The sequence below is a fragment of the Nocardia glycosmidis genome (assembly GCF_052545115.1).
On record NZ_JBQWRH010000017.1, the window covers coordinates 1 to 24187 of the forward strand.

The following is a 24187-nucleotide window of genomic DNA, read 5'->3' on the forward strand; positions in this document are numbered from 1 at the left end:
TGTCGACAGCACGATTCGCGTGCCGTTGACAGTCGATTCCGCCCGGCCAACCGACAGGAATACAACACAACATCGCAGAGCGGCGGGCCGTCGACGTTGACCACTGCAGGCAGTCAGTCGTCGTAGTCGGATGGCCAGAAGATCATGGCGAAGACCACCACCAATGGGATGGCGATTACGAACATGAGGCCGGTCTGAGCCCAGCTCATCGGCGCACCCCGCCGATGATTGTCCAGCGGGTGAATGATGCTCGGGGCGCGGCGCATTCGACATCGACCACGGCCATGAGCCGATCCAAGGTCACCAAGTCGATGTGCGCCGAAGACGGAAGCAAGACCACGTATGCCCTGGACGCTCCGACCTGTTCGACCAGACTCAGTGCCGAACTGGTGTCGGCCCAGTGCAGCGTGTAGCCCAACCGCCGCGCCAGACGCCGCACCTGGCCCGCGTCCCATTCCAGTGTCGGCAAACACGGATCTATCCAGCCGATCGCGTCCAACGCCATTCCTCCCCTGCTGGTCTGGATGGTGTGCACCCGCCGCCGGGGACCGGAGTCGACCCGGCGGCGGGGCATGAAAATGGACGGTAGGCGGGCATTTTGGGGTCCGGAAGGATTACGGTGGTTGCAGGGCGTCTGCAAGTTGTTTGCAAAGCGCAATTGGTCGCGGCGGTCGGGAAAGATGTGCGAAATGAACGATGCGCCCATGCTCGGCCCCGCGCTGCGCGCCGCTCGGGAGGCAGCGGGCGTCGGGTTGCGGGAATTTGCCCGACAAACACACTGGAGCGCCGCCTATTTGAGCCAGGTCGAGCGTGGGCTACGACCGGTCAGCGGCGACATACGGCAGGCGTACGCGGCGGCGCTGGGCACCGCACCAGAGACATTGACGCCGCCGCCTGGTGATCCGTTGCGCATCGCGCATGAGTGGCTGTTGAGCGACCCGCCTTCGGCCGAACACATGGCGTCTGGGCGGCGGATCGGGTCGAGCCTGGTGGACGAGATGGAGCGGCGCGTGGTGGAGCTGCGCCGACTGGATGACGTGGTGGGCGGGACAACGTTGCACCCGGTGGTGCGGTGCGATCTGGACGCCACGCGGGCCGTGGTGCGCGACGGCACGCATGCCCCGAACACGCGGCGCCGGTTGTTGCGGGTGGTCGGCGAGCTGTCACAACTGGGCGGGTGGGTCTACGCCGACGCCGGGCACTACCGGCAGGCGCAACGCGTCTACCTGGACGGCGTGACGGCAGCAACCGGGGCCGGAGACAGGCCGCTGGCAGGGCAACTGCTTTCGACGCTGAGTTACCAGCTTGCCAACGTTGGCGACCCGAAAGAGGCTGCCCTACTTGCGCGTACGGCGCTGCACGGTACCGCCGAATCACCGCCCATCGTGCGGGCGCTGCTCGGTGAGCGCGTCGCGTGGGCGTCAGCGAAGTCCGGGGACGCCGACAACGCACGGCGCGCGCTCGATGCGGTGGACGACGACTACGACCGTCGGCGACCAGGGGACTCCGAGCCGGACTGGACATACTGGCTCGACCGCGACGAAATCGACGTGATGCGCGCACGCTGTGCCGTGCAGCTCGGCGACATCGCCGAGGCGGAGACGCTGTTGTCGCCCGTGGTCGAGCGGTATCCCGCCGACAGGCAGCGAGAAGCTGCACTGTACCGGTCCTGGCTGGCCGAGGCATACGCGCGCACTGGGCAGAACGACGCCGCGCGCGAGACGTTGCACCGGGTGCGGGCAGATGCCGCCGAACTGGGCTCGGTGCGGCTGGAGCAGCGGGTAGCTGAGGTTGAGGCCATTTTCACGGAACGCCGCGTGTGAATGGCAGCGGTGGACGTATCGAATCAACGGCAGACGCGCAGGTCAGTCACCTGAGACCTGGTGCCTCTTGCATGAAGGTCTGAGCAGGTAGGCCCTGGAGTACACGCGCCGCTCTCCGAGAGCAATTCGGCGGTGGCGCAATGGCTTTGGATGACTGGTGGGCGAGATGATCCGAGGCGGCTACTACCTCGGCCATTCACTGTCGTCGACGGTCCAACCTGCACACCTGCACCATTCGAAATATGTATCATCGGCTCGAGTTCGATGTCTTCGACGAGACCCACAACGAATCCGGCATCAATCACGGGCATCACAGGAGGTGGGAGAAACTCACCCAGGAGATGCAGAATGCCCTGGTGAAAGCCGGTGTGGTGAACAGGAAGGGCCAGCCGCTGTGAGTACCTATCAACGGCTGGATCCGATCGAGCGCAACGAGGCCATCCCGTTGCTCGAATCAGGTGCGGGCCGGGTGGTGGCCGAAACCATTCTCCGAGTGGCGCTTCATGATCCAGATGCAGCATGGGTGACCGACCGGGCCTTGGCCCTCACTGACAGTCCCGACGACGACGTACGTAACAGCGCGGCCACCGCCTTGGGGCACATCGCTCGTATCCATCGCAGCATCGACCGTGACCGGGTCGTGCCCGCACTCCAGCGCCTTGTGGACGATCCAAAGACCGCTGGCCGGGCCGACGACGCCCTGGACGACATCGCAATGTTCGCCCCACCTGGTGCAGGCACAGAGTGACGAACCTCTATGGCTGCCGGACGACGTACATCGTCTGGGCAGGGAACTTCCAGTTCGGCACCATCGAGGCCGAACGCCTGGCCGACGACTGCGCAGGTGACTTTCGAGGAGCGAACGGGGCTGATGTGAAACGAATTGGCCGGTCTCAATACCCTTTTGACACGCAACAGCGTGGCGAGGCTATGGGCTACATCGCCACCATCATGACCATGTCACGCCGACTCACCCGAGCATGACCGATCCTGGACTCACACTCAGCGATTGTCTGCGAGTGCTGATGCGGCTTTCGTCAGCTGAGCAATCAGTCGCGCTCGATCGGTACGGGGCAGCCGGTCGGTCAGCTCCTCGGCGAGCGCGGCGCGAATATCCCCCCGGACCGCCATACCCGGCCTGGTCAGCACGACCCGGGTGATCCTGCGGTCTGCGGCGTCGGCTTCCCGCACCAGGAACCCGCGTCGCTCCAGCCGATCCACCATGCCGGTCACGTTGGTCTTGTCGCAGCCGAGCAACGCCGCCAGCTCACCGAACGACGGCTGCCGACCGTCCAACGCGCACAGCAGTTCAGCTTGCTGCATGGTGATTCCCAGGCGCCGCGCGATGATCCCGTAGATGGCTCGCACCTCGCGATGCAGCCCGGCAAAGGCAGTGGCCAGCGCATCGTCCTCCGAGGTCATGCGGAGAAGTTTAGATCATCGACAATTGACACTCCAGGAGAATTAGTTGAGTATCACGACTATCTAAGAACTCATCTATTGGAGGTGCCATGCCGGTCGCGATCGTCACTGGAGGGTCCCGCGGAATCGGCCGTGCCATCGCCGAACGACTTGGCTCCGACGGCGCCTCGGTGGTCGTGAACTACCACTCGAATCGGTCCGCGGCGGACGAAGTGGTGCAGCGGATCGAGTCCGGCGGCGGCCAGGCCGTTGCCGCCCGCGCAGACGTGGCCGACCCGGCTCAGCTGCGCGGCCTGTTCGACGCCGCCGAGGAACACTTCGGCAAGCTGGACATCCTGGTGAACAATGTCGGCATCGCCCGCTTCGCGCCCATCGCGGAGGCGACCGTCGACGACTTCGACGAGATATTCGCCGCCAATACGAGGGCCACCTTCGTCGCGCTGCGGGAGGCCGCCAACCGCCTGAACGACGGCGGCCGAATCGTGCTGGTGTCATCCGGCGTCACGGTGACCCACCGCCCCGGGTCCGGCATCTATGCCGCGAGCAAGGCCGCGAGCGAAGCACTGGCCCAGGTACTGGCCCAGGAACTCGGTCCGCGCGAGATCACCGTCAACAGCGTGCTGCCCGGCGCCGTCCGAACCGAAGCGCTCGCCGCGAGCAGAGGCCGGGCGCTGACCGAACAGATCATCGACCAGACCCCGCTCCGACGCATTGGTGAGCCCAGCGACATCGCGGATATCGTTGCCTTTCTCGCTTCCGACGGGGCGCGCTGGATCACGGGCGAAACCATCCGCGCCGGCGGAGGTCTCTTCTGAGCTGAAGCCTGATTCCGCGCGAATCAGACCACAACAAAAAGGGGGATTCATCTCCAGCGTGTCGATATCGCCGTGGGGCGAGGCAGTTCACCCCCAGCCACGTCTGACGAGAGTTCCCGGACGCTCACTGGGGCATTCCGCCCGGCGGACCGAGAGTAGTGTACGGACCGTGATGGGACTCGGTTCTTTGCCAGGCGATGACGGTGCGTCGCAGGCCGGTGGGCTGATCGCGTTCCCGCTGGCGTCGGCGCCGGATGATCCGGCTGACCGGAACGCGGTGCCTTCGCGGCGGCGTCCGCGCCGTTCCGAGCTGGTGACTTTCCAGGTGCGGATCGACTTGCGTTACACCTCACCGCCGGTGTGGCGGCGGCTGGAGCTGGCCTCGGATCTGTTTCTCGACGAATTGCACGACATAGTGCAGAGTTCATTCGGTTGGGATGACAGCCATTTGCATCAGTTCGGCAGCGGGCGTGAATATTACGGTGCCGGGACCGAGTACTACTTGTGCCCGCAACAGATTGCATTCGGGGAACAGGGCGTTCCCGAGGATGAGGTCCGGCTCGACGAGGTACTCACCGAGATCGGCGAAGTGCTGTTCTACTGCTACGACTTCGGCGACGACTGGCAGCACATGGTGAAATTGGAGAAGGTGTTGCCGCGCACCGCGCAATCGTCGCGCGCGCGATGCATCGCCGGGCGGCGCCGCGCACCGGTCGACGACTGCGGTGGTGTGCCCGGATTCGAACTGCTCGACGCGGCGACCGATCCCGAACACAAAGACCAGGCTCTGGCTCGTGTCGAGTTCATCGACCAATTCGGCGACGACGTCGATGCCGATGACTGGGCGCCCATCGCGTTCGACATCGACAAGATCAACGCCGAGCTGGCCGGTTTCGGGGTCGGCGGCAGTACCCGTGATACGCCCGCCCCGCAGTCGCCTGGCTTCGGACGGGTGCCGGGTGTGCTGGTCGACGCTCTGCTCCACTTGCCGAGCCCTGAGCAGCGGAAGCTCCGGCGGCTACTGGCCGAGGCCGGATTGGACGGCCCGGTCGAGGTCGATATCGATACCGCCGCCGCCCTGGCTCGCCCCTTCCGTATCTTGCTCGACCACGTCGGGCGGGACGGTGTGAAACTCAGTGCGGCCGGGTATATGCCGCCTGCGGTCGTCGCGGCGACCTTCGCCGACCTCGGACTCGCCGAGCGTTGGATCGGCAAGGGGAACCGGGAAGATCTCACGCCGCAGGTTGCTGAACTGCGGCAATCTGCGCAGCGGCTCGGGTTACTCCGCAAGTATCAGGGCCGTCTGATGCCGACCACAGCGGCCCGTCGTTTGTACGACGATCCGGTGGGGTTGTGGTTCCACATTGCCGAACGGTTCAGTGCGCTGAGCAAAGGCAGCCCGGGGAAGGAGGCTGCCGCGGTGTTCCTTCTTGCCATCGCCGCCGGCCGAGCCGAGCAGGCCGACCAGATCGCGGCGGAATGTGTGACCGCGCTCGGCTGGCGGGATTCGGCAGGTCGGATGGCAGGCGGGCATGTCGCATGGCTCGTGCGGCCCGTCGTCGATGTGCTGGTGATGGGTGGGTTGTTGCAGGAGGAGTATCAGGATCTGCGGGTTGTCCGCAGTGCCGGGCCGAATGCGGCGGTGTTCGCGCGGGCGGTGCTGGGTGCTATGGCGGGTTGAGTCGATCGCCGAGTTTCCGGGTCCGCTGGATCTGCCGAGATCGGACCGGTCGCAGTTCCTGCGAAGTGCAGCGCAATCCCGTGCTACGTGGACATTGGAGTGAACCGGCAGGTGATCAACCAGCCGGTCGCCCGTTTCGGTCACGTGTGCTTCGAACACGTCGGTGAGCAGCTTACCGCTGGCACTGCGACCACCAGACGGATACGCCGCGTCCGGGGTTCTTCAGCACCGCGTCGAAGTCGGCCTCGGTGAGACTGTTTCCGACCGAGTAGGAGTAGATGCGGCCGACCTTCTCGCCGCTGGAGATCCGGTCTCCCGCGGCGACGGCGCCGCACTGCCCGCTGGCGAAGGTCAGGACGATGCGGCAGTCGTGCACCGGCGCGCTCGATCCGCTGGGCGGCGGAATCCGGCGGTCGCAGTTGGTGATCGCGACGTTCTTCGCCTCTTCGAGGTCGGTGTAGTTGTATGCGCTGTTCAGCAAACCGTTGTTAACGGACACCGCCACAGCCGTCCACTGGGGTGTGTCGGCGTAGGCCGGACCGGCGGTTGCGGTGGCCCCGGCGATACAGGTCAGCAGGATTCCGGTGGTGATCGAGATTTTCATCAGCGCGACTTTCGTTGTAGTAGAGGTGTTATCGGCCGTCATTTGACCGCGACGCGGGCGCCACCGGAGAACATCGAGTCGTGAAACTCGACCGCGGCCGGCGTGGTGCCTTCGGGGACGTCGAACGCGAGGATCACCGAAATCTTGTTGCCAGGGTTGATCTCCGATACCAGGTGCGCGTTCAGGTTCAGCTCGGCGCGAGTATCGTTACCGAATACCCGGCCGCCGTCGTCGACGAGCTTCTGGTTGTCGCCGAAGTAGGTCTGCGGTCTGTCCCCGGTGTTGGTGACCTCGATGTGCACCAGGATGTATTCGCCCTGGGCGTTCTGCTTCAAGAACTGGTTGTCGCCCACGGTCTTTACCGGTGCGTCGACCTGGGTCACGACGAAGCTGAACTTCCCGTCTCGTACATTGGTGCCGGCAGGCGCCGCGACAGTGCGTTCGTTTTCCTGCTTCGCCACTTCGTGTGCGGCACTACCGATCAGCAAGGCGCAGCCGCCGAACAGCAGGATGATGCAAGCGAAGAAGCCGCCCAGCACCCAGGGCCAGACGCGCCGCTTCCGCTGGGGCGGATCCGGGACGAACGGCGGTTGGCAGCTCGTCGGCAGATGAGGTTGCTGTGGGTTGGTCATGATGATTGCGATTCCTTTGGGGTAGTGGTGAAGTCAGGCAGCGCCGCTGGCGAGGATGTCGGTGACCGATACCGTGAGCAGGTCGTTCGGTCCGCTGGTACTGACGCTCTCTTCCTGCGCGATCCGATAGCTGACGTTGTCGGCGGAGTCCCCGCGGGTGAAGGTGAAGTTGTTGATCTTCGGGCCGTCCTCACCACCGCGGATCTCGTAGATCACCGTCCACTTCTTGCCGGCCGGGATTTCCTGTTGAAACAGGAACGTAGGGTCGACGTGGACATTGACATTGCACCCGGCCGAGCCGAAGCAGCTCTTCTTGACAGTCGTCAGGGACAGCGAGATCTGGTCGGGTGTTGGATGGAACACCGGCTTCGGTGCGGCTGCGGTCGTTGTAGGTTGCCGCCACGGTGTCGTGGACGGCGTTGGCGCCGTACGTGCAGTATCCGCATCGCACGCCGACAATGGCGCCATCAGCAAAGCGGCGGTGGCGACCGAAAGCGCAATAGCAGTCCGGCGCAGGCGCACCAACGGGGTGCGTCGAGGCCAGAGGAGGCTGGAACCACGATACTCAGACATTTGCGATTTCCTCTAATTTTTCGCCACGGGAGCTTGCGACTGTTGATTCCGGTATCACGCAGCCGGGTCCTGGCGCAGGTGTCATCGGCACTGAATGGATCAGTGCTGGCAATGTGGGGGATCGAAGGTGTAGAACTTGCCGACGGCCGTTGGGCGCCGACTACGTGTATTGCGAGAAGCGGAAGTGTTGCGCTCTTTTCCGGATTTTGCGACTTTGTTCGTTGCCCCGTTGATCAAGGCGACGCAGCTGCCGGACAGCAGCAGAATTACGGCGACGATCGCGCCGAGCACCCACGGCCACACCTGCTTCTTCCTCGGTGGCCGCGGGTAGTGGGGTCCCGGCGAGAAGCCGGATGGGGATTGGTCACGGTGACTCCTTGGGAGAGAGGGGCAATGGGGGAGATCAGTTGTCGAGCGTCCAGCGGCACCCGGTGACCGTGACGACGTCGCCGTCCCGCAATGTCACGTACGACTCACCGGTGTAGCTCTGGATGTCGATCAGCTCGGAGCTGCGGGCGCCCTTGTAGGGCAGCCATTCGATGAAGTAGAAGCCGTAGTCGCTGTCGCGGGGGCCGGCAGTGTGATAGATCCCGGACGCGACATCGGTGCCGACGACCTGGGTGCCTTCCTTCAGTGACGTGCGAGGGGCGGCTTGCGCGGTGCCTGTGACGGTGAGGATGCCTGCGGTCGTGAGGAGCGCGGCAGTTGCGGTACGAACGATCGTGTTCATGAGAATTCCTCGGGTAGAACGGCAGTGGCTATTCAGTTGTCGTCGGGATTCGGCGCCGAATCTCGCGGAGCAGTCGCCGCCAGAGCCGCACGGTCGGATGAGGTTTCGGCGCCGCGAGCGCTGCAGAGGATCTGGCGAGCCGCGCGGCGAGCTCGGCGGGGGTCGGAAACGGACCACTGCCGAGCGGAACGTCGAGTGTGATCGGCGCCCGCGCAGTTAGAGCCGCCGTGCCGGCGGCGCCGCTATGGACGGTTCTGGCGGCGGAGTACTGCTCCAGGGACTTACTGGTCAAATGCCACCCGTGGCAGGACGGGCACTCGTAGCTCCGCTTCTCCCGGCGCCGTGGATCGCTGGCGTCGAGGCCGCTGAGGACGAGCTCGGCGTCAGAGCGGGTGAAGTATCGGCGTTTGCCGTGGAAGCATCGAGTCGTCGGCATCCAGAACCACTGTTTGCACAGGTCGTCGCCCTGCAGGAGGGTCAGGATGGATGGATTGCCGGATCGGGGCCGACGATGGCGAAGGTGTCGGCGGGTGGACATACGTTCTCCTGTCAGGCGCATGCGGGTACGACGAATCACGGCTCGATGCCGGGTGTTGGGTGAGATCTGTTGGGGGACAGAGTCTTTGGCTGCTCTGCAATCGACGTTGTTCGCCGTTGTTGCAATGAAATTAGCATCTAGATGTCGAGCAAGCAAGCGATTGACATTGTTTTCAATCAGATTAGGTGTGGCGATAAGCCCCTGCCTGCGGCTTTGTTGAAAACATCGTCAATCTGACGCCGTGTTATCTTGGGCTACGACCTCCTCCGAGTGGGGGCTGGTCGGGAGGAGGCTCATGTCGGACTCAACGCCCACGGTCGCTGCGGCGGAGATCGCACGGCTGGCCGGCGTCACCCGTGCGACCGTCAGCAACTGGCGGCGTCGGCATGCCGATTTCCCGGCGCCGGTGTCCGGCGGAACCGAAGCTCGGCCGGTGTTCGATCTCGGTGAGGTGCAGGAATGGCTGCGCGGGCACGGTGTACGGTCCGCTGACTCGCCTGTCCAGCGGCTGCGTACGGTTCTCCGCGCCGAGGTGGATCCCAGCGAAGTGCCCGCATTGATGAAAGCCGTCAGCGATCGGGATGTTGCCGGTGGCACCGCGGTGCATGCCGCGATTCATGACGCGGTCGCGAAGGCCGGAATCAAGGCGACATTGGATGTGCTCGCTGAACGTGGGCTGGATGCGGTGCCGAGCACAGGCGTCTATCCAACGGACCTGCCGGTCGCCGCGTTGATGGCCGACCTTCTTGCCGCCGCTTCCTCCCTCGAACCTCAGAGCATTCTCGATCCTGCCTGCGGCAGCGGTGCCCTCCTGCGCGAGGCTGCCCGGATCGGTGCCTCAACCCTGGCAGGACAGGACGTGTTGGCCGTCCAGGCTGCCCGCTCCGCCGCCTTGTTGCATGCGGAGCTCCCCGATGTCGGTGTCGAGATCCGCACGGGCGACAGCCTCCTGTCCGATGCTTTTCCGGGCGAGCAGTTCGACGCGATCCTGTCGAACCCCCCATATGCGCAACGTGATTGGGGCGCAGACCAGCTGGCCCTCGACCTCCGGTGGGAGTACTCGGTGCCCCCGCGAGGCGAATCCGAACTGGCTTGGGTCCAACATGCCCTATCCCACGTACACCCCGGTGGCACAGTGATCGTTCTGCTGCCGCCGGCCGTCGCCTCGCGGACATCCGGGCGACGGATCCGGATGGAACTGTTACGCGCAAATGCGCTGCGCGCTGTCATCGCGCTCCCGCCCGGGGCGTCGACCCCCAAGCAGGTGGGCCTGCATATCTGGGTGCTCCGCCGCCCAGATACTGCGGCTAGGTCCGAGTTCGTTCTGTTCACCGACGCCGCTAGAGTCCTCGACTCCGGGGAGAGCCAATCGGATTGGCAAGCCTTGGCCGAGCGAGTGACCGACACTTGGCGTGCCTTCGACCACAGTGACGTGGAAGCCGCCACAATTGCCGGATTCACCGCCGTGGTTCGCGTCATGGATGTCCTCGACGACGACATCGACCTCACTCCGGCCCGTCGAGTCCGCGCCGCCGTCGACCCCGACAGTATCGCTGCTTCCGCCCACGCCGCCATCGAGCTCCTCGGCCACAACCTGGCTGAACTCCGTACCGCTGCCGAGACCATCGAGCGTTGGTCCCCGGGCGGCAACCTCACCCTGCGGACGGCCACCGTCGGTGACCTCGAACGAGGTGGCGCGGTCCACCTGGTCCCACTAGCGGCGGAAGATCAGGCCGTGGGTTCACCCCAGCGCCCGGTACTGTCTGGTCGTGACCTGCTCGCCGGCCGGGGGCCGTGCGGTCTCACCGGCCCCGGCGTCCACGCCTCCACCGAGGTGATCCGCGAGGGCGACATCCTGGTCTCGCGATTTCGCGATGACCATGGCACCGCACCTGGTGCTCGGGTGGCGGAAGGCGCCGACGTGGGGGCAGTTCCCGGGGCAGGCGTGATCGTTTTTCGTGCCGATCCCGCCCGATTGGATCCATGGTTCTTTGCCGGTTTCATCGGCAGCCCCGACAACTCGGCGGCGATGTTCGGCGCGACGACCATCCGGATCGACCCCACCCGCTTGCGGATTCCGATTCTGCGGCTCGAAGATCAGAAGCCATATGCCGAGGCGTTCCGTCGGCTGCACCTGCTGCGTGTGGCGGCGGCCCGGACGGCCGATGCGGCGCAGCGAGCGGCGGAGCTGATCGGAACGGGGTTGACCTCGGGGGCGATCGAACCGCCCAGATAGTTCTCGGCTATCTCGGGCGGGCCGATCGGTCGCCGAAACTTCCGGATCAATCGGTCAGATAGGCAACCCACAGGTAGTCGCGCGGGCGGCTCGTGGCGACGAGAAGTTGTCTGGCGAGCATATCGGCCCGGTCCCTGTCGCCCCCGGAGAGCTGTGTCGGATCGGTGGGCGGCTCTTCGGTGATGTGGAAGACCGCGGCGAAGTCCATCCCTTTGGCGCGCCTGACCGTGCCGACCTTGATCGGACCGACCTGGCTGCCATCGTAATGTTCCAGCGAAATCGCGGGGAAACCCGCGCGCCGCAGGACTTGCAGATAGCGGTTCGCCTCGTTGGGCCAATTGACGATCACCGCGATCTCGGCGCTGGAAGGTAGTGATGCGTCACGGATCGCTTGGGGGAGTGCCCGGTCGATGCCTCGACGTTGGACGCGTACGTCGCGCGCTTGGCCGCCGGGCAGCGTGGATTCGCTGTCGCGGAGGATGACGCCGGCACCGCCGTCGAGGTCGTCCACGGTGTTGCCCGCCTCGATCCGTTGCGAATACCGCAGGACAGCTTGCCTGTTGCGGTAATTCTTGCGGAGCACGCGGCCACGGCCACCGGCGAGAGGGATGCCTGCTTCGGAGAGGGTGCAACCACCGGCGTAGACCTGTTGTTGTCCGTCGCCGACCAGAAGCAACGGTGCATCAGGACCGCCGCCCGCTATCTGGTGCACCAGCTCGAGCTGCCGAAGTGTGAAGTCCTGTACCTCGTCCACCACCACCATCGCGTAATCCTCAGTGCTGTCGAGGGGGCGCTGTTTCAGCTCGTCGACGGCCAGCGCGATGACGTCGTTGAAGTCGTGCGCGCCGCGCGCTTCGAGGCCCTGCTGATAGGGCGTGTACCAGTGTTCCCAGACATACTCGCGCTTGTTCGAATGCAGACTGATCCCTTCGCGGCCGGTACGTTTGACCGTCTTGTACCTCCCCAGTTCCGAAATCCCTCGGCCTTTGATCACCCGATCGATCTCGTCGGTCCAGTAACCGTGGTCGGTGCCTTCGACACGGTCCAAAATGTCCCGGGCGCCCTGCCACGCCTTGGCCAGCGCTGTATTGATCGCGCCCTCATCGAGATCGAAATCGATTCCACGGCTGCGTAGGAAGCCCGTTGTCCAGGCATGCAGCCCGGTGAACTTGGCGCGATCTGCCGCGTGCGGAGCAAGACGCCGGAACCCTAGTTCGTGGTAGGCGGGTAGCGTCTTGACGAACGTGGTGAACAGAAGCCTGCCTGGATTGCGCTTGGCGAAATGGGCCATGCGATGTAGTGCTACGACCGACTTTCCTGTCCCGGCCGGCCCGCTGAATCTCGCCGGACCATTGAAGGTGGCATGCACGTGGGAGAGCTGATCCGGGTCGAGAAAGGTCATCCAGTCGCCGAACGGCCGGGCCAGCGCGACATTGCGAGCCGCGGAGCGAAGGTCGACTTCATCGAATAGTTTTCCGGCGTCGATGGATTCGGATTCGGGAGCATCATCGGCACGTAGCCACTGGTGTGATGACAGTTTCGCCGCGGCGGTCGCCGCGAGTTCGTCTGCGCGCTGGGCGCGCATTCGTTGATCACCGCGCACCAGCATGCCGACGAACCCGGGTTCGTCGGCGACAAGGAAGCGACCGTCGGCGAGGAAGTGCTGCGCGTCGGGCACCAACAGCACCAGCTCTACGGAGTACGGAACGAACTGGGTGCCGACGAGAGCGAGGCGGGCGAACGACTCTTCGGCATTCTTGCGAATTTTCGCTATGGTGGCGTAGTCCGGCACCGACTCGGCGAAGACGAGCGCGAAGACGCCGGTTCGTCCCACTGCGAACGCGGCTGCTCGATCCGAGCGCGGCGTACTACGCTCCACCAGAAGATGCCAGCCGCGGACGGTCAGCAGACCGGCGAGAAAGCGGCGCTGTGCGGAAGTCAGCTGTCGCTGCTCGGACAGGGTGCGTTCGGCCCAGCGGGCAACCCGCTCACGATGAATGTTCGCCATGATCCCCCGATCTGCACGGCCGGACGCTGCCCCGGCACACGGGTTCAAATACCTTGTTGTCCAACATAGTTGAAGATCGAAGGTGGAGAAACGGAATCAGACAACACCGGCCTTGGTGATGGGATTCGTGTCATGCCAGCAGCTCTGATATCCGCCCACTCCAGATCACCACCAGCTGGTCACGCGCGCGGCTGGCCGCAACATAAAGCAGAGATCGTTCGCGCCGCTCGGCTTCGTCGCGCTCCTCCGTCGGCACATTGCGCACCCTCTGCTGTGCTGGCACATGCTCCTGGTCGATGCCGGCGAGCACCACGCATCGGAATTCCAGCCCCTTGGAACGGTGCATCGTCAGCACTGTCACCTGGCTCCCGGACGGCAGCGCGTCGCCGAGAACCTCTGCGGCTACACCACGCTCGCCTAGCGCCCGCACCAGGAAGTCCCGTTCACGAGCGCTGTGGGCGAGCACCGCGATTTCACCCGGACCGATACCATCCTCATCGATCCAGGCGGTGACCTGGTCCGCGATGGCCTGCAGTTCGGCGGCGGCGCAATCGCAACGGATCAGTGCCGGGGCAGGCCCCAGCCGTGCGGAGGTGTAGCCGGCGGTGGATTCCTCGCCCTCCTCGAGGTCGTGGTAGGTCGTTCCTTCGAGAATGCTGACAGCGAAGTGCAGGTTCTGAGCTGTGGTGCGGTAATTGTGGGTGAGCTTGCCGTTGCGGCCGCCGCGAATATTGATTCCGAGCCTGCTGAGCACGACAGGCTGACCGTAGATGCGCTGGTGCGAGTCCTCGGCGATGAATAGGTCGTTGGGAGCTTCCGCGACGAGGGCGCGCAGCAGCTTCCAGTGCGTGGCATGCAGATCCTGCGCCTCATCAACGATCACATGGTCGGCAAGGTACTGCCCGGTGGATTCGGCGCGCCACTGCAGATCTGCCGCGGCGAGCGCGAGGACCTCTGGAAAACTCAAACGGCCAGCGGCTCGGCCCAGTTTCCGGAATTGGGCGATGATCTGCCACACCGCAATTCGCTGGGGTCGGCTGAGTCGGACGCCGCGGCCGGCTCGCGAAACCTTCAGGTATTCCGTTTGCGTGGTCACCTGGTTGCCGAGCACCACGTTGACGTATTCGGTCGACAGGAACGAGGTCTGGGCGAGACGACGGTCGAGGTTGTGCTCCGCTGATGAGGTTGCTTCCGCCCAGCCGATATCGGGCGAAACTGCCTGGCCCGAGCGGGCCGGCGTATCGGCGCCGAACACAATGCGAAAGGCCGAGTCGAGATCGGTGGTGTTCCGAAGATGGGCGGCTGCCAGCCTGTCGATCCCGGTGACGTAGACGCCGCGCTCACCCGGTCGGTCGGCGAGCGTGATCGTCGGATCCAGAGCGAGAAGACTGTCACGAAGCCCCTGCGCGAGGGCCTTGTTGAAGGTCGTCAGCACGATCCGTGCGCCAGGGTTCTGCCTGGCGAGGTGACGTGCACGATGTAAGGCGACAATGGTCTTACCTGTTCCCGCGCCTCCGGATAAGCGGAAGGCGCCGCGCTGGTCCTGCTCCACGAACCGGCGCTGGCTCGGATGCAGGAAGGTCCGCCAGGCCGTGAAATCACCGCCCTCGATCACTCGGCGCAGCTCGTCGCTGTCATCGACCAGGGTGAACTGCATCCTGCTGGCCGGATGGGACAGGGCAGCCAGAATCTGCTCGTTTTCGTCGAGAACCGGTTCCGGATACGGCTCTGCCAAGCCCAAAGCATCACGGATGTCATCGATGGAACGCCCCACCGCCAGTTCGAGGATCGCGTTCTGCTGCCAGGCGACTTCTGTCATCTGCGCCACGGTGAACACGCCGTCTTGATCCTGTGCGCGGAGCACTTCAGCGGCTAGGTCCGCATCGAGGCCGAGATGGTCCGTGAGTTGTTCGAGGGTGTAGCCCGCACCGGCCAGGTAACCAAGCGTCGGCCGTGCTGGTGCCCCGCCATAGCGATGGGGGACGTCCGGCCGCTTTCTGCCTCCGTCGAGCTGGCTGACAATGCCTTCGAGGACGCCATTGATCGGGTTGACCCGCAACGTCGCCTGCTCGGCAAGCTTGTTGGCGACGTCATGCTTCCACGTGCCGAGGTAGATGTAAGTCGGCTCGCCGAATCGGTCGTCGACACGGAACATGACGGCCCGATAGTTGAGGTCGACCCGCCCGGTACGCACACGGGCGTCGACGGCTCCGCGCAGCGGCTCGATGTGCAGGCCGGGTGCGGTGTCGTCAGCGCGCAGCTTGTCGAAGAAGTCGCAGACTTTATCTTTGATCGATCCGTCGATCTTCGGCATCGCCTTGTTGTTCGCCAGGACGAGATTGGCCACGCCATACCCCACTTCGTTCGATCGGCGTCGGTTACCCGCGGTGTCGGCCGCCGACGCTTGCTGCCTCGATCAAGCTGGGCCGGAGGAAAGCCGATGCCCGGCCACTCCAGGTCACGACGAGCTGATCGCGGGCACGGCTGGCCGCCACATAGAGCAGGGACCGCTCCCGCAGTTCGGCGTCACCGCGCTCTTCCTCAGGCGCCTCATTGAGGACGGACTTGGCGGGAACGTGGGCTTCGTCTACACCGGCGAGGATCACCTTGGCGAATTCCATTCCCTTGGCCCGGTGCATCGTCAGCACCTGCACATGACCGGGGCCTGCGGGGTTGTCGTCGAGAACGCGCGCTTCGATGCCACGTTCGCCCAGAGCGCGCACGAACTGGCTGCGTTCGTTGCGGCCTCGGGTCAGGATCGCGATGCTCGATGGTTCCACGCCCTCGCCCAGCCATCCGCGCACCGTTTCGGTGACTCGATCGAGTTCCTCGGCCAGCGAATTACATTCCACCAGAACAGGTTCCGGCCCGGTGCGGGCAGAGCGATAGCCGTGGGTGGACTCGTTCCCTTCCTCCAGGTCCTGGTAGTCACCGCCGGAGAGGATGTCGACGGCGAACCGCAGGTTCTGCGCCGTCGTCCGGTAATTCAGCGTGAGTCGGCGGGAGCGGCCCACGATCTTGACACCCAGCCGGCCGAGGACGACCGGCTGACCGAAGATCCGCTGGTGGGAGTCCTCGGCGATGAACAGGTCGTCGGGGCCTTCGGCGACGAGCGCGCGCAGCATCGACCAATGGGTGGCATGCAGGTCCTGCGCCTCGTCGATGATGACGTGATCGGCGACGAATGGCTCACCTGCGGCGCTTCGCTGCCGTAGGTGCTCCGCGGCCAGCGCCAATACCTCCGGGAAGCTGACAGTTCCATCCATGCGGCTGTGCCGCCGGAATGCTTCCATCAGCTTCCAGACCGCGATCCGCTGCGGACGGTTCAGCCTGACACCACGCCCCGCCCGCGCCACTGTGGCGTACTCCGTGACGGTGGTGACCTTGTTGGCCAGGACAACAGCGGTGTACTCGTTGTCGAGGAACGCGGCTGTGGTGAGGCGCGAATCCAGCGACGTATCAACAGATTTCGTGACCTCGCGCCAGACCTTGGCGGTATCGGTGCGCCGGGAGGAGACGGTGGTGGCACTGCCGAGTACCGCTTCGGTGACAGGGATGAGGTTCCGCGCGCGAACAAGAACATCGCTGGCGAGCTTGTCGACTCCGTCGATGTAGACGCCTGGTTCGCCGGGGGCGGATGCGATGGTGACGTCCGGTTCGAGGGTCGTCAGATCCGCCTGGAGTTGCCGAGCCAGAGTCCGGTTGAAGGTGGTCAGGACGATGCGGGCATTCTTGTTCTGCCGCCAGAGATTGCGTGCCCGATGCAGCGCCACCACGGTCTTGCCGGTGCCGGCTCCACCGGACAGCCGGAAGGCGCCGTTGTAGTGCTTCTCTGCGTAGGTGCGCTGCTCTGGGTGCAGGAAGGTCCGCCAGGCGGTGAAACTGCCGCCTTCGATGACGCGCCGGAGCTCGTCGGTGTTCTCACCGACATAGGTGAAACGCAGTTGCGAGGCGGGATGGGTCAGTGCCTGCAGGGTCTGCTCGTCCCGGCCGAGCGTGGCGTCGACAGGGTTCTCGTCGAGTCGCAGTTTCTCCCGGATGTCGTCGAGGGCGACGCCGCATGCCAGGTCGAGAATCGCGGAGCCTTGCCATCCGTCGACCTCGGCTGCGAGGTCGTTGAGTTCGTGATCGTCGGGGGCCGCGAGGACCTTGACCGCCAGCTGCGGTGTGAGTCCGAGCTCGCCGGTGAGTTGAGCGAGCGTGAAGCCGAGGCCTGAGAGGTAGCCTCGCTGTTGCGGAGCTGTTGCGGTGGCAGCGGGAACGATCTCCGCGCCGGCCTCGTGCACGATCAGGTCGAGTACCCCGTTGACCGGGTTGACCTGCAGCTCGGCGCGGGGCGCCAACTCTGCGGCCGCAGCATCCTGCCACGCGCCGACGTAGACGTAGGAACTGTCGCCGTTGGCAGGTACGACCTGGAACAGGATCGCGCTGTGGCCCAAGCCGATCCGCCCGAGCCGGACACGCTCGTCGCGCGCGCCGGGGACGGTCTCGATGAGCCCGGCGGCGGCCGACTCGTCGTTCTGGACGGTGTCGAGGAAGTCGTAGACCCGGCGCTGGACAGCCCGCTCGAGTTCGACGCCGGACTTGCTCGTACTGGTCATGACGATGTGCGCCATCACATCACCCCGTTCGTCTTCAGCGCTTGGACGAGCTCTGCCGGATCAGCCGGGCAGATCGTCCAGCCCTGCTCGGTCATCGTAGGGGCCGCATCGGGGCTTTCGAGGAGCACCCCGATACGGGCATCCGCCCACCCGATATCGATGACGTCACCACGATCGGTTTCCAGACCGAGCTCCGGTACCGGCGCCCCCACCGCGGCCAGGCCGAGGACGAGTTCGCGTTCGGCGTCGGAAATGGTGTCGTCATAGAGGGCCTGCCATTCGGGGGTGAGTCCGGCGCCGGTGGAGTCGGGACCGCGCTCGGGCACGGTGCTGTCGGCCGCCAGCAGGCTGCGGGTGGTGACCACGTGGTCGGCGAGGCCGAACCAGTTGGCCAGGCGCAGCCATTCCTTCCAGGCGTGACCCTCGCGCAGTTCGAGCGTGTCGTCGCGGTCGTCCAGGGCGAGAACTGCGTCGAGGACCTTCTTGTCCTTGCGCAATGCGGCGGTGAGGGTCAGCGGCCCGTCGGTGTAGGACCAGCACGCGTATTCGCCTGCCGTGATCTGTGATCCGTTGCCCTCGATGAGATCCAGCGCCCAGCCGGCGATGGCGTCACCGTCGCCGGGCACCCGGCCGTCGAGCATGAACATCAGTGGCAGCCAGTGCCCGACGGCGTTCCAATCCTCCCGTTCCGGGTTGAGCATGAACTCGATCAGCTGGGTGATCGGATCTGCGTGCAGGAGTTTGAACAGAGCGGGCCGCAGGTTTCCGTGGTTGAGGGTGAACTTGGCGAGCTTGTCGGTGTACCAGGACGGCTGCATCGGCTGGGCGCCCGTGAATTGCAGCAGATCGTCGTGGCTGAACGACCACACCAGTACCCCACCCGACCGCAGGATCTCCCGCTTGCGGGCATCGTCGGTGACTCGGTTCTTTCCGGGCACCGCGTGGAACCGGCGACCGTCGGCGAAGAGGGCGATGATCGGGATGTCCGGGTCGGCGGTGCGGAGCTGGAAGTCGGGCTGGCTGTTGCCCATGAGTACCTGGGGTTCGAGCTGCCACGTCCGGATCTTCGAGCCCGGCAGCTTGATCGTCGCTGTCGGGCCGTAGGTGCCCGGCTTCTCGACGATCGTGGCTCCCATGGTGGTGAGGCGTTCGGTGAAGGCACGGTAGAACTCCCGCTCCAGCGGCGACTCTTCACTGCCGAGACGTTTCTCCGGCGTCTCCTCGGTGATCGATGCCAGCCAGCTGTCCGCATCCGGTTCACCGCCTTGGCAGGCGAGTAGGTCGTCGAGCACCTTGGCGGCGGTGATCCGCGAAACCTTGTCCAGTTCCCGCGGCGGTGCGAACGGCAGCAGGCACTTGTGGCAGGCCAGCCGGTCGGTGCAGTCGCAGTTCTTCACCACCTCCCGTGCCGCGGCCAGCACCGCCCACACCCGCGCCGGATTGGCGAAGTCGGCCAGGTAACCAGTGCCGCCGGGCACGGTGTCGTGGATGAGCAGAGCGCGCTGATTCGGTGCGTGGAGTGCGTCGGTGATGGTGGCGACGTCGAGATGTTCCGGTGAGCCACCGATCACCTGACGCAACCCGAGCAGGATGGCCGCGCTCAGGCTCGGATGGGCGAACGAGTCGTATTCCAGCCAACTCGGCAGGTGCAGCAGTACCGCCTGTGTCCGCAGCGTCCGCGCAAGGGCGATCTCGCGAACGTGCTTCTCGTCGTCGGCTTTCCGGTACTTGCACCAGCTGCGGTGCTCGTGCGGTTGATTCTGTCCGGCGATCTTGTCGAGCTGTCCGCAGCCGGAGCACACCCGGAACAACCCACCGGTTGTCGTATTGCCGGCGATGGTGCGTTTGCCGCCCTGGGAGTTGCGCCGCCCCATATTGATCCAACGAATATCCATGCGGCGCAAGTACTCCGCGCCGAAGTCCTGTTCGGCGACAAACCAGCGTTTGGTGATGTTGTCGGGGTTGACGTCGGCCGCGGTGAGGACAGTGAAGGACTCCTTGCGCCGTTCGTCGCGGATGTCGGTGATCGCTGATTCGTCGCGGCGGACTTCGGCGGATACCTTCGTCATCTCGACTACCTGCAACTGCTGACTCACATCAGCGATGGCCGAGGTGTGGCAGCGGGGGCACTGGATCGGCGGCGGGCTCTGATCCGCGGCGTGGCTGATCCCGGTCCACCCACACGATGGGCACACCCGCCAGGTGTGAATGGCGGACTCACCCGTGCCGAGGTCGACAGCGTCGATCTCGACAGCCAGTCCCTGCGCGTAAAACGTGGCGCCCGGTGCGAGCTCGGTCAACGCGACCCGGGAACCGCGCCGGTAACTGGCTGTGTCCTCGGCGTATTCGTTGGTGTCGGGGTCGATCCAGGTGATGCCGACATCCAGGGTGACCGCATCGTCGAGCAGCGTGTAGTTGGGCAGCACTCCGTAGCGTTCGAGCACGCCGACCCAGTGCTCGGTGGTGAGATCGCTGATGCTGCGGGACAGCAGTTTCAGCGTGCCACGTGCCGTGCGGAGGTCGCGTTTGTCGTCGTCGGTCGCGGCAGGCGAGTTGGCTCGCTGCTCGAATTCGGGGATCGCGGCGTCTACGGCGGTGCGCCGGTGGCGCAATTCGTTGACATCGCGGTTCCAGCGGTGCACCGCTTCGCGCAGCAGCACGCCGAGCCCGCTGTGGTCGCCGAGACCGGGTGGTGTGGCCCAGGTTCGCAGGTTGGCCGCGGCGGTTTCGCCGAGGGTGTCACCGAATTGGGCGAGGAATTCATCGAGAAGCAGATCGGCGTCCTCATCGGCGGTTTCGACGAGGGTGCCCATCCAGGTCCCCTCGTCGAAACTCGACAGGACGTTATTGGCGCTACCCGGGTCCTCGGCGCCGGCCCTCCGGGACAGCCGGTCGACGATGTGCGCGATGTATTGGCGCTGCAGGATCTCTTCGGCGGTGAGGAAGGTGGCAGGCGGGCGGACCTCGCCCTGGATCACCGAGGTCGGGTCGCCGAGCTTTGGCAGATGCTCGCCCCGGCCACGCACGAACGCGAGCGCCAGGGAGTTGCCGGTGAGACGTCCGGCGCGGCCGACTCGCTGCAGGTACGACGAGACCGTGCGCGGCATCGAGCCGAGCATGACGGTGGACAGGTCACCGATATCTATACCCATCTCCAGGGTGGGCGTGGCGACGAGCACGTTCGGCGCGGCGGGGTCGGTGGCTGTGGTCTTGAACTTGGTCTCGTATTCCAGCCGGGTCTTTGTCGGGAGCAGCGAGGTGTGTTCCCGGGCGACGACCCGCTTCATTTCCGAGCTGTCGTAGAGACTGCGATAGAAGTTGTCGTGCTTGGCCGCCCGAGTCAGCTTGCCGGGGCAGCGGGTGAGCAGGCAGGGCGCGCTGTCGAGCTGGTCGATGACGGCGGCGCTGCCCGGTGTCGGGGTTTGGCAGACATCGCAGACCAGCAAATACCGCATGTCCGCGAGCCCGTCGGCATCGGGAATCCCGACAAGGATCGAGTCGTGGGTCAATTGGTAGGCGGTGAGCGACTTCTCGGTGCTCTCCGTGGTGACGATCCGCTCCTCGGCGAGCACGTCGAACAGCGCCCGAGCGAGGAAACCGCCCTCGTGCGGCGACACATTCAGGCACTGCGCCGCCCATCGCGCATACCAGGACGTGGCTGCTGTGATGGGGTCGAAGCCCTCGGGGATTGTGCGCCCGCCTACAGCCGGAAACGCCGGGGCAGGCCGGCCCTTCGGAAATGCGGGCATGCCTTGACCTTTGGGCCGACCACCCCACACCCACCGACGGTTGGCGTCGCGTTGCACGTACTTCGTCAGCCATTCATGCGAGATCGCGCCACGGGTGCGCATGCGTTCTGCCACGCCACGCACCCACTGGGTGACCGCGTCAGAGGCCGGTGCGGAGAACGCAAGCTGGTGCTCAGTGCGTTCGAGTGCGGCGGCACCGAGCTGCGCAACCCGTTGCGGTGAACCGAGATCTACCTCGGCGACCACACTGCCGGTCAGCTCGAGGGTGCGGCCCAACCGCGACTGCAGACCGAATTCGAGGTCGATGTCGAACTGGACGCGCCGCGTAACATTCTTGGCCGCTTTGCGGCGTAGCGCGGCGGGCCGGTCCGGCTGCCAGTACGCGGTGAACTCGTCGTGCTCGACGATGTCGGGAGGCAACAGCCGGTAGCGCCGATTCGGGTCCTCACCGGCTCGGTCGAGCACAGCGGCGCACAGCTCCGACAGGGTCAATGTCTGTGACCCGCTCACCCGGTCGCCCAGTGCATTCCGCAATGTCGAGCGCAAGCTGAGCGTGTGCGATCGCGCCTGGACGAACCCCGCCCGATGCGCCGCGTCCTGCACGCTGTCGGTGAAGATCAGTGCCTTCTTCTCAGCGTTGTCGAGGCGCGCATCACCGAAGAGGTTCGACAGGGCCACCGACAGCTGGGTGGCGATGGCACTGCCGAGGAACCTGATCCCGTCCTCGGCGCCGCATGCCGGGCACAGGTCCTTCGTCGAGTTCTCGTCGGCTTCGGGGCCGCTCAGGTACAGCACCGGCAGCACCCGTCCGTCGAGCAGGTCCGAGCTGTCGGCGTCGGGACGCTTGTCGATGATCTCGCGATCGTCGACCCGGAACCACTGCAATCCGTCTACGGCGTTGTCGAGTTCGGCCTCGGTCGGCGCCGAGATCAGCGCACGGAACCTCGGCCCGCCGGTCGCGTGATAGCCGCGGATGTCGTCATCGCTGGAATCGAGCGTGCTGCCGGTCGGTGCCAGCCGCACACCCCATCCCGACCGCCCGCAGTGCCGGCAATACAGTGACGGGTAGTACTCGGTCGTCGGATCATCGAGCTTTCCGTCGTCGGACCACCGGAACAGCGGAGTCACCGTGGCCGCCCGGTCGATCCGAGACAGTTCCCGAAGCCACAGGTGCACATCGACATTGAGCGCCGAACGTCCGGCTTCGGCCCGCAGGTGCGACAGTGCGGCAAGCAGATATCCGAGGTACCGTTCCCGCTGCGCTTGTCCTCGTGCGAGATCCCGCTCACCGGTGTGCGCCGGCAGCGCTCGCACCGCAAGGTCTTCGATCGAGCAAACGTCGAGGGTATTGCGCAGCAAGCGTGCGACGGTGCCGTGCCGCTTGATCAGGTCGAGCATGTCGGTCTCGTCGAGCCGGTTCAAGCTCGCCGCAGCACGGTCGAAGGTGTCATCGATATCGGAGGTCTGGCGGAACAACGTGGCCAGCACCGAAGCCGTCAACCGCTTGTTCGTCGGGGCCTGCGCCGCAACCTTGTTCAGTTCCTCGACCGCGTCCGCGATTACCGGCTCGATCGGTGAGAAGGTCCGGTCCAGCGCGAGGCTGCGCGCTGCCAGCCAATCCTCGACCGAGAGTCGTGTCTCTCCGATCAGGGCGTCTTCGCCGAACGTTTCCCCGAACACGGTTTTCGCGAACGCCAGCATGGTCTCCGGCGAAGAGTCCTTGGATCCGAGCGTCGCCGACGTCGCCACCGGGGTGATCTTGCCCAGCGGCCGCTTCCGGTCTTCCTCGCCGACGGGCGATCCCGACGTCCAGTGCGCCTTGATCGTCAACCCGAGCCGCCGCAACAGCATTGCCACATCAGTGCCCTGCGCACCGTCATAGGTGTGGAATTCGTCGAGAACGACGTACTGCAGCGAATCCGCCGACTGCCGCCACAGCGCTGCCCGATCCGACCGCAACAGCATGTGGTCGAGCATCTTGTAGTTGGTGAGCAGGATGTCGGGCGGTGAATCGTGCATCAGCCGTCGGTCGGTGATGAGACCCGCCTCCGACACCAGCGTTCGCCCACCCGAGGACTGCTCGCCGGTGTAGAGCCCGGCGGTGATTCCTGACAGCTCGGGATGCCCGGTGATCATCTTCGCCAGTCGCTGCTCCTGGTCGTTGGCCAGGGCGTTCATCGGATAGATGATCAGGGCCTTCATCCCCACGACCCCGGCCTTCTTGGCTCGCAGCACATGATCGAGGATCGGGATCAGGAACGACTCGGTCTTACCCGAGCCGGTGCCCGTGGTAACCAATGTGGGCTGGGGCCGTCGCTGGAACTTGGTCGACAACCGTTCGAACGCCGCTGCCTGGTGCCCGTACGGCTCGAAGTACTTCGGCCACCAGTCCAGGTGCATTCCCCAGTTGCCGCCGGCAGGGGAGAAGGGCAGCCGGAGGCGGACGTAGGGGCCCTTGAACAGGCCGTCCTTGGGATGGCCGATGAAGTCGGTGAGGGCGCCCTGCGTGTCCGGGTCGGTCAGGGCGAAGGTTGTCGTCAGGTAGTCGGTCAAACCCTCCCGCAGCCGCTCGGCTTGCAGAGTCGGAAGCAGGGCCCCCACGTGTGCTCCTCGAATATCAGTCGGCTGTTGGGCCGGGTCGTTATGGAAGGCATCTGACCTGTGGTTCGTCAGGTGCTTGCCACGTCTTTTGGATGCTAGTCGACCGGGCTGTCTCGGCTGGTTGTTTGTACGGTCAGGGTCGTTCGGGCCATTGGACGCTAACACGACCTCGAC

Annotated in this window: 17 protein-coding genes; 7 read left to right on the forward strand and 10 right to left on the reverse strand. The window is 65.2% G+C overall.

Annotated features, from left to right (window positions below; translation table 11 throughout):
• Positions 1-205: 205 nt before the first annotated feature.
• Positions 206-574: a hypothetical protein gene (locus tag ACT86A_RS20765; protein WP_445093837.1), complete on the reverse strand. Its 369-nt coding sequence runs from the start codon at positions 572-574 to the stop codon at positions 206-208.
• A 115-nt stretch (positions 575-689) separates the two neighbouring features.
• Between ACT86A_RS20765 and ACT86A_RS20770 the strand changes: the two genes are divergently transcribed.
• The 4 genes from ACT86A_RS20770 (at position 690) to ACT86A_RS20785 (ending at position 2807) form a co-directional block, all read left to right on the forward strand.
• On the forward strand, positions 690-1823 hold the full coding sequence (locus ACT86A_RS20770) for an NsdA family TPR-like regulatory protein (RefSeq protein ID WP_445093838.1): 1134 nt from the start codon (positions 690-692) through the stop codon (positions 1821-1823).
• Between the two features lie 242 nt (positions 1824-2065).
• The gene (locus ACT86A_RS20775; protein WP_445093839.1) at positions 2066-2221 is read left to right on the forward strand and encodes a hypothetical protein; all 156 of its coding nucleotides are present in this window, start codon (positions 2066-2068) and stop codon (positions 2219-2221) included.
• Positions 2218-2571, forward strand: a complete 354-nt coding sequence (locus tag ACT86A_RS20780) for a hypothetical protein (protein ID WP_445093840.1) — start codon at positions 2218-2220, stop codon at positions 2569-2571. The genes ACT86A_RS20775 and ACT86A_RS20780 overlap by 4 nt, the downstream gene beginning before the upstream one ends.
• A complete protein-coding gene (locus ACT86A_RS20785; RefSeq protein WP_445093841.1) occupies positions 2568-2807 on the forward strand; it encodes a hypothetical protein in 240 nt (79 codons plus the stop codon). The genes ACT86A_RS20780 and ACT86A_RS20785 overlap by 4 nt, the downstream gene beginning before the upstream one ends.
• 18 nt (positions 2808-2825) lie before the next feature.
• On the opposite strand, the gene ACT86A_RS20790 is transcribed toward ACT86A_RS20785, so the two are convergent.
• Positions 2826-3245, reverse strand: a complete 420-nt coding sequence (locus ACT86A_RS20790) for a MarR family winged helix-turn-helix transcriptional regulator (protein WP_445093842.1) — start codon at positions 3243-3245, stop codon at positions 2826-2828.
• An 89-nt stretch (positions 3246-3334) separates the two neighbouring features.
• Between ACT86A_RS20790 and ACT86A_RS20795 the strand changes: the two genes are divergently transcribed.
• Together ACT86A_RS20795 and ACT86A_RS20800 are read left to right on the forward strand one after the other, a co-directional pair.
• On the forward strand, positions 3335-4060 hold the full coding sequence (locus tag ACT86A_RS20795) for a glucose 1-dehydrogenase (RefSeq protein WP_445093843.1): 726 nt from the start codon (positions 3335-3337) through the stop codon (positions 4058-4060).
• Positions 4061-4232: 172 nt separating this feature from the next.
• Positions 4233-5741: a plasmid pRiA4b ORF-3 family protein gene (locus tag ACT86A_RS20800; protein WP_445093844.1), complete on the forward strand. Its 1509-nt coding sequence runs from the start codon at positions 4233-4235 to the stop codon at positions 5739-5741.
• A gap of 172 nt (positions 5742-5913) precedes the next feature.
• On the opposite strand, the gene ACT86A_RS20805 is transcribed toward ACT86A_RS20800, so the two are convergent.
• From ACT86A_RS20805 to ACT86A_RS20820, 4 genes are all read right to left on the reverse strand, one after another.
• Positions 5914-6345 carry a DUF4189 domain-containing protein gene (locus tag ACT86A_RS20805; protein WP_445093845.1) on the reverse strand — a complete coding sequence of 144 codons (432 nt, stop codon included), beginning with the start codon at positions 6343-6345 and terminating at the stop codon, positions 5914-5916.
• 38 nt (positions 6346-6383) lie between these two features.
• Complete coding sequence (locus ACT86A_RS20810) at positions 6384-6977, reverse strand: DUF4352 domain-containing protein (RefSeq protein WP_445093846.1); 594 nt, start codon at positions 6975-6977, stop codon at positions 6384-6386.
• A gap of 33 nt (positions 6978-7010) precedes the next feature.
• Positions 7011-7502: a hypothetical protein gene (locus ACT86A_RS20815; protein WP_445093847.1), complete on the reverse strand. Its 492-nt coding sequence runs from the start codon at positions 7500-7502 to the stop codon at positions 7011-7013.
• Positions 7503-7953: 451 nt separating this feature from the next.
• On the reverse strand, positions 7954-8280 hold the full coding sequence (locus ACT86A_RS20820) for an Rv1352/Rv1906c domain-containing protein (protein WP_445093848.1): 327 nt from the start codon (positions 8278-8280) through the stop codon (positions 7954-7956).
• Positions 8281-9113: 833 nt separating this feature from the next.
• Between ACT86A_RS20820 and ACT86A_RS20825 the strand changes: the two genes are divergently transcribed.
• A complete protein-coding gene (locus ACT86A_RS20825; RefSeq protein WP_445093849.1) occupies positions 9114-11054 on the forward strand; it encodes an N-6 DNA methylase in 1941 nt (646 codons plus the stop codon).
• A gap of 46 nt (positions 11055-11100) precedes the next feature.
• Here ACT86A_RS20825 and ACT86A_RS20830 read toward each other — a convergent pair whose 3' ends face one another.
• The 4 genes from ACT86A_RS20830 to ACT86A_RS20845 form a co-directional block, all read right to left on the reverse strand.
• Entirely contained in the window at positions 11101-13062 is a 1962-nt protein-coding gene (locus tag ACT86A_RS20830) for a UvrD-helicase domain-containing protein (RefSeq protein ID WP_445093850.1), read from the reverse strand.
• Positions 13063-13192: 130 nt separating this feature from the next.
• A complete protein-coding gene (locus ACT86A_RS20835) occupies positions 13193-15409 on the reverse strand; it encodes a 3'-5' exonuclease (RefSeq protein WP_445093851.1) in 2217 nt (738 codons plus the stop codon).
• 31 nt (positions 15410-15440) lie between these two features.
• Positions 15441-17678, reverse strand: a complete 2238-nt coding sequence (locus ACT86A_RS20840) for a 3'-5' exonuclease (RefSeq protein WP_445093852.1) — start codon at positions 17676-17678, stop codon at positions 15441-15443.
• The gene (locus tag ACT86A_RS20845) at positions 17678-24013 is read right to left on the reverse strand and encodes a DEAD/DEAH box helicase (RefSeq protein ID WP_445093853.1); all 6336 of its coding nucleotides are present in this window, start codon (positions 24011-24013) and stop codon (positions 17678-17680) included. Before ACT86A_RS20845 ends, ACT86A_RS20840 begins: the two co-directional genes overlap by 1 nt.
• Positions 24014-24187: the final 174 nt, after the last annotated feature.

Coding starts and splice junctions, on each gene's coding strand:
- ACT86A_RS20765 (WP_445093837.1), bottom strand. CDS start 574: ATGCCCCGCCGCCGGGTCGACTCCGGTCCCCGGCGGCGGGTGCACACC.
- ACT86A_RS20770 (WP_445093838.1), top strand. CDS start 690: ATGAACGATGCGCCCATGCTCGGCCCCGCGCTGCGCGCCGCTCGGGAG.
- ACT86A_RS20775 (WP_445093839.1), top strand. CDS start 2,066: ATGTATCATCGGCTCGAGTTCGATGTCTTCGACGAGACCCACAACGAA.
- ACT86A_RS20790 (WP_445093842.1), bottom strand. CDS start 3,245: ATGACCTCGGAGGACGATGCGCTGGCCACTGCCTTTGCCGGGCTGCAT.
- ACT86A_RS20795 (WP_445093843.1), top strand. CDS start 3,335: ATGCCGGTCGCGATCGTCACTGGAGGGTCCCGCGGAATCGGCCGTGCC.
- ACT86A_RS20800 (WP_445093844.1), top strand. CDS start 4,233: ATGGGACTCGGTTCTTTGCCAGGCGATGACGGTGCGTCGCAGGCCGGT.
- ACT86A_RS20805 (WP_445093845.1), bottom strand. CDS start 6,345: ATGAAAATCTCGATCACCACCGGAATCCTGCTGACCTGTATCGCCGGG.
- ACT86A_RS20810 (WP_445093846.1), bottom strand. CDS start 6,977: ATGACCAACCCACAGCAACCTCATCTGCCGACGAGCTGCCAACCGCCG.
- ACT86A_RS20820 (WP_445093848.1), bottom strand. CDS start 8,280: ATGAACACGATCGTTCGTACCGCAACTGCCGCGCTCCTCACGACCGCA.
- ACT86A_RS20825 (WP_445093849.1), top strand. CDS start 9,114: ATGTCGGACTCAACGCCCACGGTCGCTGCGGCGGAGATCGCACGGCTG.
- ACT86A_RS20830 (WP_445093850.1), bottom strand. CDS start 13,062: ATGGCGAACATTCATCGTGAGCGGGTTGCCCGCTGGGCCGAACGCACC.
- ACT86A_RS20840 (WP_445093852.1), bottom strand. CDS start 17,678: ATGGCGCACATCGTCATGACCAGTACGAGCAAGTCCGGCGTCGAACTC.